A 12,303-nucleotide genomic window follows, 5' to 3' on the forward strand; every position below is an offset into this window, starting at 1 on the left:
GCCTAGGTGCAGGAAGGGGTCCTTCCTGTACCTAGGACCGGGGCCTGGCACCAACAGCAGCCGGAATCCACGCAGGTACCTAAGACACCCTTGGCCAGAACCCGAATCGCCACTCACGACCACCCGGCGGGCGCGCTCACCGGAACCCTTCACGCGCGGTGAACCGGACAAGAATTGTCAAAAACTGCCCTTTCGTACACATCCGGGCCGACCTCGCCCACCCGCACTGCCGTTCCTGAATCCATGCAGTATGGTCCGCGATTGACGCGATACCGGCGTTTCTCGTGAACGTTTTCACTAATGGAGGTGGGTCGGTTGCACGTGCTGGCCGATGCGAACCTGCGGCTCGACGCAAGTCCGATCGACTACGTCTTGCTCGCCTTCTATTTCGCGCTGGTGCTCGGCATCGGGTACATGGCGCGAAGGTCGGTCTCGAGCAGCCTCGACTTCTTCCTCTCCGGCCGCTCGCTGCCCGCCTGGGTCACCGGTCTCGCCTTCATCTCGGCGAACCTCGGCGCGGTCGAGATCATGGGCATGTCGGCCAACGGCGTGCTCTACGGCCTGCCGACCTTCCACTACTTCTGGATCGGCGCGATCCCGGCGATGCTGTTCCTCGGCATCGTGATGATGCCGTTCTACTACGGCTCGAAGGTCCGCAGTGTCCCGGAGTTCATGCTCCGCCGCTTCGGCAAACCCGCCCACCTGGTCAACGGCATCAGCTTCGCGAGCGCGCAGATCCTCATCGCCGGCGCGAACCTGTTCCTGCTCGCCAGCGTGGTGAACCTCCTGCTCGGCTGGCCGTTGTGGGTGTCGATCATCGTCGCGGCCGCGGTCGTGCTCTCCTACACCGCGCTCGGCGGCCTCTCCGCCGCGATCTACAACGAGGTCCTGCAGTTCTTCGTGATCGTCGCGGCGCTGCTGCCGCTGACCATCGTCGGCCTGGTGAAGGTCGGCGGCTGGCAGGGACTGGTCGACAAGGTCTCCGCCGGCCCCGGCGGAGATGCGCAGCTGTCCTCCTGGCCGGGTGACAACCTCACCGGCTTCGGCAACAGCTTCCTCTCCATCCTCGGCCTCGTCTTCGGCCTCGGTTTCGTGCTGTCCTTCGGTTACTGGACCACGAACTTCGTCGAGGTCCAGCGCGCCATGGCCTCCAAGAGCATGTCGGCCGCGCGGCGGACGCCGATCATCGGCGCGTTCCCGAAGATGTTCATCCCGTTCATCGTGATCATCCCCGGCATGATCGCCGCGGTCACCGTGTCCGAGTACGTCCAGGACAAGCAGATCCTGCTCGATGGCGGCGAAGCGCCCAGCGGGGTCACCGCGAACAACGCCATCCTGCTGCTGATGCGCGACCTGCTGCCCAACGGCATGCTCGGCGTCGCGATCGCCGGTCTCCTCGCGTCCTTCATGGCCGGTATGGCGGCGAACCTGAGTTCGTTCAACACCGTCTTCACCTATGACATCTGGCAGTCGTACGTGAAGAAGAACGAGTCCGACGGCTACTACCTCCGTCTCGGCCGCCTGGTCACCGCGGCGGGCACGGTGCTGGCGATCGGCACCGCGTTCATCGCGTCGAATTCCGGGAACATCCTGACCTATCTGCAGGACCTGTTCTCCTTCTTCAACGCGCCGCTGTTCGCCACCTTCATCCTTGGCATGTTCTGGAAGCGGATGACGGCGACGGCGGGCTGGGTCGGGCTCGTGTCCGGTACCGCGTCCGCGATCACCGTGTGGCTGCTGTCGCAGGCCGGGGTTCTCGGGCTCACCGGGCAGGGCGTCAGCTTCGTGGCCGCCGGTACGGCGTTCGTCGTCGACATCGTGGTCAGCGTCGCGGTTTCGCTCGCCACCGCGCCGAAGCCGGAGTCCCAGCTGGTCGGCCTCGTGTACTCCCTCACCCCGAAGGAGTCGCTGAAGCACGACGAAACCGGCGACGACGCGGGCTGGTACCGCAAGCCGGGCCTGCTCGCGGGCATCGTGCTGATCCTGACCATCGTGCTCAACATCATCTTCTAGGAGGCCGGAGATGGCTGCGTCCCAAGCTCCCAAGAAGGCCGGCGTCTTCGACATCCGGCTGATCATCGCCCTGCTCATCGGCGGCTATGGCCTGGTGCTCACGATCATGGGCCTCTGGTTCACCACCGACGAGGAGCTGGTCAAGGCCGCCGACGTCAACATCAACCTGTGGGCGGGCATCGGCATGCTGGTGTTCGCGGCGTTGTTCATGCTGTGGGCGAAGCTGCGGCCCATCGTGGTGCCGCCCAGCGCGGACGGCGAGGGCGGCGAATAGCCGGGTTGTCCGGACAGGCGCGAGGCGGTCCGGCTACCGTGCACGACGTGTCGCTCAACGCTCGACGTCGCCGGATCGCGTCCGTGCTGGCCCTGGTCGCCGCACTCGGCGCGCTGTCGGCCTGCGGTCAGAACCTCGGCAAGTCCAACTTCGCCCGTACCACCGTCGCCGCCGAAGCAGGCTCCGGTTCCGGTTCGGTGCCCGACGGTGACATCAACGACCCGGCGGTCACCCCCGTGGTGATGCGCACGATCGATCCTTGCCCGCTGGTGGGCAAGGAGGCGTTGAGCAGCCTCGGCACCCCGGAGGACCCACGGCCGTCCACCATCTCGTTCGGCAGTTGCCGGACGAAGGTCGTCGACGCCGGAGGCAAGGAACTCACGATCGGTGTGGACATCGGCGCGTCGACATACGTCTCGACCAGTGGCGTCACCGTCTCGGCGGTCGAAGGGCTTCCGCAGATCGAGCGGAAGAGCAAGGACGGCAAGAGCTGCGACGTCGGCATCATGACGCTGCGCAAGCCTGAACGCGGGGTGAGCTTCTCGGTCACCTACGACGGCGGGGACCCCTGTGCGACCGGTCGCGCGGTGGCGGCCAAGGCCGTGAAGAGCCTGCACGCCTCACCGGCGAAGTACCCCTCCAGCGCGGGCACGCTGACCGCTGTCGACCCGTGCACCGTGGCCGACCCCGCCGTCCTCGGTGAGGTGGTGCCGCACGGTGCCACCACGCTGACCACCTTCCACTCCTGCGACTGGACCCCGGGCTCCAACCCGCGGATCTCCATCGGCTTCCGCCCCGGCCTGCCGCCGGAGCAGCGCGAGGGCAGCACGAAGGTCGAGATCGACGGCGTCACCGCGTACCAAAAGGGCGGCAGCGGCAGCGACGCCGAGTGCAAGGTCGAATGGCAGCACAAGCCGTGGGCCGACGACCAGGTCGAGATCGTCAGCGTGATCTACAAGAACTACGACGAGAAGAAGGACGAAGCGGCGTCCTGCGCGAAGGCGGTGAAGATCGCCAAATCGGTGATCTCCAAGCTGCCGAAGCCCTGACGCTGGCGGCATCCGGCCTGGCGAGGTAGGAAGGGGACACCCCACCCACCGACGTGTCGGAGGCCGCTTTGAAGAAGATCATCAACGACCCGAAGACGGTGGTCGCGGAATCCTTGCGCGGACTCGCCGCGGCGCACGCGGACGTCCTGCGCGTGGAGGACGACCCGGCGATCGTGGTGCGCGTGGACGCGCCACTGGCCGGGAAGGTCGCGGTGATCTCCGGCGGCGGCTCCGGGCACGAACCGCTGCACGGTGGCTTCGTCGGACAGGGCATGCTTTCCGCCGCCGTACCCGGCGCGGTGTTCACCTCGCCGACGCCGGACGCCGTCGAAGCCGCGGTCAAGGCCACCACCGGGGACGCGGGCGCGCTGCTGATCGTGAAGAACTACACCGGCGACGTGCTCAACTTCGAGACCGCCGCGGAACTCGCCGCCGCCGAGGGGCTGGACGTGCGCAGCGTGGTCATCGACGACGACGTCGCGGTCAAGGACTCCACCTACACCGCCGGCCGTCGCGGCGTCGGCGGCACGGTGCTGCTGGAGAAGATCACCGGCGCCGCCGCCGAACGAGGTGACACGCTCGACGCGGTGGAGGCCTTGGCGCGCAAGGTGATCGGCCAGGTCCGGTCGATCGGCGTCGCGCTCACCGCGCCGACGGTGCCGCACGCGGGAGAGCCGAGTTTCGACCTCGCCGACGACGAGATCGAGTTCGGCATCGGCATCCACGGCGAGCCCGGTATCGAGAGGACACCGGCCCTGTCCGCCGACGAACTCGTCGCGCGCATGGTCGACGCGGTGGTCACGGACCTGCCCTTCGGCGAGGGCGACAAGGTCCTGCTGTTCTCGAACTCGATGGGCGGGACCCCGCTGGTCGAGCTGTACCTTGCCCACGGGATCGCCGAGCGGCTGCTGGCCGAGCGTGGGATCGTGGTCGAGCGGCGCCTGGTGGGGCCGTACATCACCAGCCTGGAGATGCAGGGGATGAGCCTGACGTTGCTGAAACTGGACGACGAGCTGACCGAGTTGTGGGACGCGCCGGTGAACACCCCGGCACTGAGGTGGGGAGTCTGATGGCGTGCACCGCCGAGACGCTCGCCGCCGCCCTGCGGGCGGCGGCCGCGGTGATCGCCGAGCATCGCGCCGAACTGGTCGACCTCGACCGCGCGATCGGCGACGCCGACCACGGTGAGAACATGGACCGCGGGTTCACCGCCATCGTGTCCGCTTTGGACAACGCGACCCCCGAGACCCCCGCGGCGGTCGCGAAACTGGCCGCCACGACGTTGATCTCGAAGGTCGGCGGTGCGGCGGGCCCGTTGTACGGCACGGCTTTCCTGCGCGCCTCGGTGAAACTGGGCGACGCGGCCGAAGTGGACGGCCCGCTGCTCGTGGAGGCTCTGCGCGCGGCACTCGAAGGTGTCCAGGCGCGCGGCAAGGCCGTCGGGGGAGACGCGACCATGGTCGACGCCCTGATCCCCGCCGTCTCCGCCGCCGAGGAGGCGTCCGGCTCCGACGTCGCGGCGATCCTGTCCGCGGCCGCAGACGCCGCGGACAAGGGCGCCGAGTCCACTGTGGACCTCGTACCGCGCAAGGGCCGCGCGTCGTACCTCGGTGAACGCGCCAAGGGGCATATGGATCCCGGTGCCCGTTCGACCGCGTTGCTGCTGCGCGCGTTCGCGGAGGCCGCCAAGTGAGCGTCGGAATCGTGCTCGTCTCCCACAGTTCCAAACTCGCCGAAGGGCTCGCGGAACTCGCCGCGCAGATGGCCCCGGACGTCACCATCGCGGCGGCGGGCGGCCTGGCCGACGGCGGGATCGGAACGGATTACGACGAGGTCGTCGCCGCGACGCAGCGCGCCGACGCGGGAGCGGGCGTCGTCCTGCTGTACGACCTCGGCAGCGCGCAGATGACCGCGGAACTGGCCGTCGAATCGCTCGCCGACCCGTCGGCCGCGGTCGTCGTCGACGCGCCGCTGGTCGAAGGCGCGATCGCCGCCGCCGTCGCGGCACAGGGCGGGGCGGATCGCGACGCCGTCGCCGCTGCCGCCGCTTCGGCGGGCGCCCCGCCGGACCTGACGTTCGACGAAGGTGCGCGGGACGGCGAGAGCAGTGTCGAACTCACGCTGCGGAACGAGGTCGGGCTGCACGCACGGCCCGCCGCCGTCCTGGTCCGGAGCATCGCGGGGCTCGACGCGGAGGTCACCGTGCGGCTCGGCGACGAGACCGCGGACGCCAACAGCGTGCTCGCGCTGATGGCGCTCGGCGCCCGCCAGGGCGACCGGATCGAGGTCCGCGCGAAGGGCGCGCAGGCCGAAGAAGCGCTCACCAAGGTGAAGGACCTCGTCGACCAGAACTTCGGCGAGTGAGCTGAGGGGCTCGTCCGGGTCTCGTGCGCTGCTCGTGCGGCGCTCGTGCCGTGAGGGCCTCCTTCCCTACCGTGAAGGTAGTGAAGGAGGCCCTCACGGACTCTGGGTCCCTCAAGGTGGGCTTCACGGCGGCCCGCGGCCGGAGGCGGTAGCAAAGGTCCCTTGATCCCTCGCCTAACGCCAGGAAAGGCTCTTTCCTTGCAAAATTTGCAAGGAAAGAGCCTTTCCTGGCATCGGCGGCCGTGAAGGGCACATTCCTCGCGTCGCACGCAGGGGAAAGTCCCCATGCGACCTCGTCCGCGAGTGACACTTACTCGATTCGGAGGGTGACAGCCGCTGCTTTCCGCGTCCCGGCATGGCACGATCGGAGAAACTACCAGCGAGTAACCTCCGGAGGCCGGTTGTGGCGCGGGAAATCTCGAGTGTGGGAGTCATCGGTCTCGGCACCATGGGTGCCGGGATCGCCGAGGTGCTCGCGCGGAGCGGCGTGTCCGTCGTGGCGGTGGAGATCGACGACGACGGCGTGAGCCGGGGCCGCGGTCATCTGGAGCATTCGACCGAACGGGCGGTGTCCGGCGGCAAACTCGACGCCGGCGGACGCGACGCGTTGCTCGGCCGGATCCGGTACACCACGTCGCTGGCCGAACTGTCCGATGTGGACCTGGTGATCGAGGCGATCCCGGAGAGTCTCGAAGCGAAATCGGACGTGTTCGCGCAGCTGGACAAGATCACCGGGCCGGACACGATCTTCGTCTCGAACACCTCGTCGCTGTCGATCACCGAGATCGGTGTGCACACCGCGCGGCCGGGCAAGGTCGTCGGGATGCACTTCTTCAACCCGGCGCCGATCCTCAAACTGGTCGAGATCGTCCGCACGGTCGTCACGGAACCCGACGTGATCACCGACGTCGTCGCGTTCGCCGAACGCCTCGGCAAGACCCCGGTGGTGATCGGGGACCGCGCCGGGTTCATCGCGAACGCCCTGCTGTTCGGGTATCTCAACCACGCGGTGCGGATGTACGAGCAGCGTTACGCCACGCGTGAGGATCTCGACGCGGCGATGCGGTTCGGCTGCGGGTATCCCATGGGGCCCTTGGCGTTGCTCGACCTCATCGGGCTGGACACCGCGTACGAGATCCTCGACACGATGTACCACCAGTCGCGCAACCGGCTGCACGCGCCGGCGCCGCTGCTGAAGCAGATGATCACCGCCGGCCTGCTCGGCCGGAAGACGGGGCAGGGTTTCTACACCTACGACGAGCCCGATTCGCCGACCGTGACCGACGCGGTCACGAAGTCCACAGTGGACACCGGATCGGCGCGGGAGGTGCGCAAGGTCGGTGTCGTCGGGACCGGGACCATGGCGACCGGCATCGTCGAGGTGTTCGCGAAACGCGGCTACGAGGTCATCCTGCGGGCACGCAGCGCGGAGAAGGCCGCGGCGTCCGTCGCGCGGGTGAAGAAGTCGCTGGACAAGGCCGTTGTCAAGGGCAAACTGTCCGAAGAGGCCGCCGCCGCCGCGCTGGGCCGGATCTCGCCCGCGGTGGAGTTCGAGGAACTGGCCGACGTGGACCTGGTCGTCGAGGCGGTGGCCGAGGATCTGGCCGTCAAGCAGGCCGTTTTCGCCGCGCTCGACGACGTCGTGAAGCCGGGCGCGGTCCTGGCGACGACCACGTCCTCGCTGCCGGTCATCGAATGCGCGGCCGCCACCTCGCGGCCTTCGGACGTGGTCGGCGTGCACTTCTTCAACCCGGCGCCGGTGATGAAACTCGTCGAGGTCGTCTCGACCATTGCCACCGCGCCCGACGTGATCGCGACCGTCGACGCCGTCTGCGCGGCGGTCGGGAAGCACCCTGTGCACTGCGGCGACCGGGCCGGATTCATCGTCAACGCGCTGCTGTTCCCGTACCTCAACGACGCGGTGAAGATGCTCGAGGCGCACTACGCGGAGGCCGACGACATCGACACCGCGATGAAGGTGGGCTGCGGACTGCCGATGGGCCCGTTCGAACTGCTCGACGTCGTCGGGCTGGACGTTTCGCTGGCGATCCAGCGGACCCTGTTCAACGAGTTCCGTGAAGAGGGCTTCGCGCCCGCGCCGCTGCTGGAGCACCTCGTGACCGCCGGGCGGCTGGGCCGGAAGACCGGAAAGGGGTTCAAGGACTACTCGGCCCGGTAGCTTGGTGACATGCCGGTTTCCCCGGGGGTCAGGAAACGGATCAAGGAACTCCTCGATCCGGACGACGAGATCCACTACGTGTTCCCAGCCGACATCGCGGGCAGTGTCAATCCGTGCGTGTTCTTCGCGGTGAGCCGCAAGACGATCACGATCATGACGACCGGCCGAGATCCTGCGGGCAAAACCTGAAGATCCGCTCCCGGACCTCTAAGCTCGCGTGAGTGCGTCAGCTCACATACGACGGGATGCCCATCCCCGGCCTGAACGACCTGGTCCGGACGGCCATCCGGCTGCACCCCGCGCCGGGGGTGCCCGGTCCGGACGAAAGCCACTTCGGCGGCCCGCTGCTCTGGCCGTCCGACGAACCGTGGCCGGAGTGCCCGGTGACCTGGCCGCCCGACCCGGACGCTTCCGACGACGCGTGGGCGGGCGGGCATCCGCTCGACCAGCCGGTTCCGGCGATGGTCGGCGCGGCGCAGTTCTTCCGCGACGACTTCCCGGAGCTGCCCTTCCCGGAGGGCACCGACGTCCTGCAGATGCTGTTCTGCCCGATGGAACACGACAGCCTTCATCACCAGGGGCCCGCGGTGCGGCTGATCTGGCGTGATTCGAGCGAGGTGCGGGACATCGCGGACCCGCCGCCCGCCCCCGAGGACGCCAAGGCCGCCTACCTGCCGGAACCCTGCGTTTTCGAACCGTGCTCGATCGACGAACTGCCCCGGCTCTGCGACTTCCCGGCGGAGACCCGCTCGGCGCTCGGTATCCCCGAGGGCGCGGGCGACGAGCCGGATGGCTGGCCCGAGCTGGGTCACTATTCGAAGATCGGCGGCTGGACAGCCTGGGACGCCACCGATCGGCACGAGCTGGGCTGCCGGGAGTGCGGCGCCGAACTGCGTCAGACGATCGCGCTGGCCACGGAGGAGCACGAGGTCGGCTGCGGATGCGAAGCGGGCGAAGGCGAACCAGCGGGCTGGACGTTCGGCCGTCAAGGGGCGCTGAACGTCTTCACCTGCCCCGCCGACGTCACGCATCCGTTCAAGGTGCGGATCGACTAGGCGGTAGTAAAGGTCCCCCGCTCCAGTGCTGGAAGACCAGGTTCGTGTGCACCCTCGCGACCTCGTCGCGGGCGGTCAGCTCGTCGAGCACCAGCCGTTGCAGCTCGGTCGCCGAAGCGGTGGCGACGTGCGCGAGGAAGTCGTCCGGGCCGGTCAGGTGGTAGACGGCGCGGACCTCGGGCAGCGCCAGCAGATGCTCGACGAACGAGTCGACCAGCGCCCGCCGGTGCGGGCGGACCTGGACGAACAGGAGCGCTTCGAGCGGGCGGCCGAGTTTGGCGGCGTCCACCTCCGCGCGCTGGCCGGTGATCACCCCGAGCTCACGCAGCCGGTTGACACGGTCGAGACAGGTCGAAGGCGCGATACCGACCTCGGCGGCCAGATCCTTGTTCGAGATCCGGGCGTCGTTCTGGAGGAGCCGCAGAATTCGAAGATCAACCGTGCTCAGTTCGACAGAATCTGACATCGGCGAATGATATCCGAGGTTATTGCGGATTATCCGGAGAAAAACGCACCATCTGGAGTATGACCGCAACGCTGCGCACCCGAGCCGTCCACGCCGGCCGTGACGATCTCACGGACCTCGGCGTCCACGCCGTTCCGCTCGACCTGTCCACGACCTACCCGTCGCGGGACAGTGTCGAGGAGGCAAGCCGCATCGATGAATTCGCCGCCTCGGGCTCACTGTCCGGGCTCCCGGTCTACGGGCGGCTGAGCAACCCGACCGTCGAACGGTTCGAGAAGGCGCTCGCCGAACTCGAAGGGTTCGACGACGCTGTCGCGTTCGCCACCGGCATGGCCGCGGTTTCGGCTTCGCTGCTCGCCGCCGTCGCGCAGGGCAAACGGCATGTCGTCGCCGTCCGGCCGGTCTACGGCTGCACCGACCACATGCTCACGTCCGGTCTGCTCGGCACCGAGGTGACCTGGGCCGATCCGGAAGGCGTCGCGTCGGCGCTGCGGCCCGACACCGGCCTCGTGCTGCTCGAAACACCCGCGAACCCGACCCTGCGCGAGGTCGACATCGCCGAGATCGTGCGTGCCGCGGGCGAGGTCCCGGTGCTGGTCGACAACACCTTCGCGACTCCCGTGCTCCAGCGGCCGGGACGGCACGGCGCCCGCTTCGTCCTGCACAGCGCGACCAAGTTCCTCGGCGGCCACGGCGACGTCATGGGTGGCGTGGTCGCTTGTAGCGCCGAAGACGCGGGGATGCTGCGGCAGATTCGCTTCGCCACCGGAGGCGTGCTGCACCCGCTGGCCGGATACATGCTGCTTCGCGGCCTCTCGACGCTTCCGCTGCGAGTGAACGCCGCGTCCGCGACGGCCGCCGAACTCGTCGAGCGGCTTCGCGGTCACGCGAACGTGAGCGCCGTGCACTACCCGGCCATCGGCGGTCCGCTGATCGCGTTCGAGGTCGACGGGGATCCGCACGCGCTCATCGGCGCGGTCCGGTTGATCACCCCGGCCGTCAGCCTCGGCAGCGTCGACTCGCTCATCCAGCATCCCGCGTCGATCAGTCACCGGATCGTGGCCGAGGACGACCGGCGCGGCGCGGGGGTCACCGACCGGCTCATCCGCATGTCGGTGGGGCTGGAGGACGTCGAGGACCTGTGGCACGACCTGGATCAGGCACTCAAGGCGTGCTGAGTTCTGCGATCGTCGTCACCGGGATGTCGACAAATCGTCCTGCGTGGCTAACCTGGTCGGGTGAAAGATCTGGTCTCGTCCTGGGTGGAATCTTCGGCTCGTAGCACGCTTTCCCGGCTGCACCAGCAGATCGGTGTCGCCGGGCTCGCCGCGGCGGCGGCCGTGCCCGGGCTGTCGGCCGTCTTCGATCAGCACTCCGCCGCGGTGCGGGACATCCTCGCGGCGGGGGTGGAAGGCTCGGCGGCGGTCGCCGGGGTCGTCCTCCTCGCCGGCTACGCGCGCGGGCTGCTCGACGAGGCGAAGACCAAGGGGTGGGCGTTCCGTGCTCCGGCCGATCTGTCCGCTTGGACCACCAGTGACTGGATGACCGCGCGGCTGGTCGGCGTGTGTTCGCTGGCCGCCACGATCGACGACCGGCCGACCGGGAACGGGTAGGGCGGCCGGATGCCCCACCCGCTCCCGTGGAAGGTCAGCGGTACTCCGGCGGAGGGGGCATGTTTCCACCGGGGGGCCGCTGGCCGGGATCCTGGTGCTGAGGCACCTGGCCCTGGCTTGGCGGGAACTGCTGGTGCTGCGTCGGCTGCTGACCCATCCGGTTCGGGTCGGCCGCGTGGTGCCCGGCGGACACCGGCTCGCTGACCGTCGTGCGCTCGGCGGGCACGCCGCCGGAGCGGCCGGCGTCTTCGCGACCGCGCTGGTAGGCCTCGGCCTGCGCCTTCGCGGCGGGGATCTCCGCCTCGGCCCGGCCGAGCCAGGTCTCCCAGCGCTGTTGCATCGGCTTGATGAGACCACCGCCGACACCGACGACGGCGATGCCGCCGACCGTGGCGAGCACGGTGATCAGCACCGGCAACGTGACCGCGGTGGCCACGCCGATCTGGTTCAGCGCGGCGATCGCACCGAGACCCCAGATGAACACCGAGGCGATGGTGGCGAGCACCTTGCCGTAGGAAACGCCGCTGAGGGCGTTGCCCACCAGGTCCTTGACCGCCTTGGCGATCGCGCCGGCGATCACCACGATGACGATCGCGACGATGGCGCGCGGCAGCCAGGCGACGATCTCGTTGAGCAGCGAGCTCACCGGGTTCGGGCCGAACACGCCGAACGCGAACTGCAGGGCGATCAGCAGGATCGCGTAGTAGACGATCTTGCTGATGATGTTCGACGCGTCGAACTGGCTGCGCGCGAGCATCTGTTTGAAGCCCCCGCGATCGAGGAGCCGGTTGAAACCGACCTTCTCGAGCACCATGCTCACGGCTTTGGCGAGGGCCTTCGCGATCAGCCAGCCGATGAACAGGATGACCAGGAACGCGAGTAGTTTCGGGACGAAAGTGGCGACCGAACTCCAGGCGCTCGACACGCCTTGACCGAAGTCGACGGCCGCCAGTGCTGATGTGGCCACTGGACGTTCTCCCTTCCACCACTGGAGCTTCCAGGCTGGTGGGAGGGGGGTACCCGCCAATCGGGCGATCACACGTTGCGCCACCCGAACGGGTGGGTCAACTGCAGCAGCCGCCTCCGCAGCAGCCGCCCCCACCTGCGGGAACGGGGGCCGGACCGGAAGCCGAGCCGGTCAGCGCGACGGTCGTCAGCAGCTTCACGGTGTCCTGGTGACCCTCCGGGCACGGCGCGGGCGCACCGGACTCGCTCATCGGCCGCAGCAGTTCGAAGGTCCCCGCGCATTCGCGGCAGCGGTAAGCGTAAGTCGGCATGTCCGGCATTATC

14 protein-coding genes are annotated in these 12,303 nt (G+C 68.5%); 11 read left to right on the plus strand and 3 right to left on the minus strand.

The window, feature by feature from the left end; all coding sequences use genetic code 11:
- The first annotated feature begins 315 nt into the window (after nt 1-315).
- The 9 genes from ACLJO0_RS05675 (at nt 316) to ACLJO0_RS05715 (ending at nt 8,934) form a co-directional block, all read left to right on the plus strand.
- Nucleotides 316-2,013, plus strand: coding sequence for a sodium:solute symporter family protein (locus tag ACLJO0_RS05675; protein WP_125785225.1), 1,698 nt, complete (start codon nt 316-318; stop codon nt 2,011-2,013).
- Nucleotides 2,014-2,023: 10 nt separating this feature from the next.
- Complete coding sequence (locus tag ACLJO0_RS05680) at nt 2,024-2,287, plus strand: hypothetical protein (RefSeq protein WP_125785107.1); 264 nt, start codon at nt 2,024-2,026, stop codon at nt 2,285-2,287.
- Between the two features lie 47 nt (nt 2,288-2,334).
- Nucleotides 2,335-3,336: a DUF3558 domain-containing protein gene (locus tag ACLJO0_RS05685; RefSeq protein ID WP_410576841.1), complete on the plus strand. Its 1,002-nt coding sequence runs from the start codon at nt 2,335-2,337 to the stop codon at nt 3,334-3,336.
- Nucleotides 3,337-3,404: 68 nt separating this feature from the next.
- Entirely contained in the window at nt 3,405-4,406 is a 1,002-nt protein-coding gene (dhaK, locus tag ACLJO0_RS05690; RefSeq protein WP_410576842.1) for a dihydroxyacetone kinase subunit DhaK, read from the plus strand.
- On the plus strand, nt 4,406-5,029 hold the full coding sequence (gene dhaL, locus ACLJO0_RS05695; protein ID WP_125792201.1) for a dihydroxyacetone kinase subunit DhaL: 624 nt from the start codon (nt 4,406-4,408) through the stop codon (nt 5,027-5,029). The genes dhaK and dhaL overlap by 1 nt, the downstream gene beginning before the upstream one ends.
- Nucleotides 5,026-5,700 carry a dihydroxyacetone kinase phosphoryl donor subunit DhaM gene (dhaM, locus tag ACLJO0_RS05700; RefSeq protein WP_410576843.1) on the plus strand — a complete coding sequence of 225 codons (675 nt, stop codon included), beginning with the start codon at nt 5,026-5,028 and terminating at the stop codon, nt 5,698-5,700. The genes dhaL and dhaM overlap by 4 nt, the downstream gene beginning before the upstream one ends.
- A 403-nt stretch (nt 5,701-6,103) precedes the next feature.
- Nucleotides 6,104-7,879, plus strand: a complete 1,776-nt coding sequence (locus ACLJO0_RS05705) for a 3-hydroxyacyl-CoA dehydrogenase family protein (RefSeq protein WP_410576844.1) — start codon at nt 6,104-6,106, stop codon at nt 7,877-7,879.
- 9 nt (nt 7,880-7,888) lie between these two features.
- On the plus strand, nt 7,889-8,068 hold the full coding sequence (locus tag ACLJO0_RS05710) for a hypothetical protein (RefSeq protein WP_410576845.1): 180 nt from the start codon (nt 7,889-7,891) through the stop codon (nt 8,066-8,068).
- 32 nt (nt 8,069-8,100) lie between these two features.
- The gene (locus ACLJO0_RS05715; RefSeq protein WP_410576846.1) at nt 8,101-8,934 is read left to right on the plus strand and encodes a hypothetical protein; all 834 of its coding nucleotides are present in this window, start codon (nt 8,101-8,103) and stop codon (nt 8,932-8,934) included.
- Here ACLJO0_RS05715 and ACLJO0_RS05720 read toward each other — a convergent pair.
- Nucleotides 8,915-9,400, minus strand: a complete 486-nt coding sequence (locus ACLJO0_RS05720; RefSeq protein ID WP_410576847.1) for an Lrp/AsnC family transcriptional regulator — start codon at nt 9,398-9,400, stop codon at nt 8,915-8,917. The two genes, ACLJO0_RS05715 and ACLJO0_RS05720, sit on opposite strands and share 20 nt — an antisense overlap.
- A 59-nt stretch (nt 9,401-9,459) precedes the next feature.
- On the opposite strand from ACLJO0_RS05720, the gene ACLJO0_RS05725 reads away from it, so the two are divergent.
- Nucleotides 9,460-10,578: a trans-sulfuration enzyme family protein gene (locus ACLJO0_RS05725; RefSeq protein ID WP_125792207.1), complete on the plus strand. Its 1,119-nt coding sequence runs from the start codon at nt 9,460-9,462 to the stop codon at nt 10,576-10,578.
- Nucleotides 10,579-10,638: 60 nt separating this feature from the next.
- Nucleotides 10,639-11,013 (plus strand): DUF6401 family natural product biosynthesis protein, encoded by a 375-nt coding sequence (locus tag ACLJO0_RS05730; RefSeq protein ID WP_410576848.1) that lies wholly within the window; start codon nt 10,639-10,641, stop codon nt 11,011-11,013.
- 34 nt (nt 11,014-11,047) lie between these two features.
- Here ACLJO0_RS05730 and ACLJO0_RS05735 read toward each other — a convergent pair whose 3' ends face one another.
- Together ACLJO0_RS05735 and ACLJO0_RS05740 are read right to left on the minus strand one after the other, a co-directional pair.
- Nucleotides 11,048-11,980 (minus strand): mechanosensitive ion channel family protein, encoded by a 933-nt coding sequence (locus ACLJO0_RS05735; RefSeq protein ID WP_410576849.1) that lies wholly within the window; start codon nt 11,978-11,980, stop codon nt 11,048-11,050.
- Nucleotides 11,981-12,077: 97 nt separating this feature from the next.
- A complete protein-coding gene (locus tag ACLJO0_RS05740) occupies nt 12,078-12,290 on the minus strand; it encodes an FmdB family zinc ribbon protein (RefSeq protein ID WP_038508997.1) in 213 nt (70 codons plus the stop codon).
- Nucleotides 12,291-12,303 lie beyond the last annotated feature (13 nt).

It is taken from the genome of Amycolatopsis sp. lyj-108, from assembly GCF_046549005.1.
Lineage (GTDB): Bacteria > Actinomycetota > Actinomycetes > Mycobacteriales > Pseudonocardiaceae > Amycolatopsis.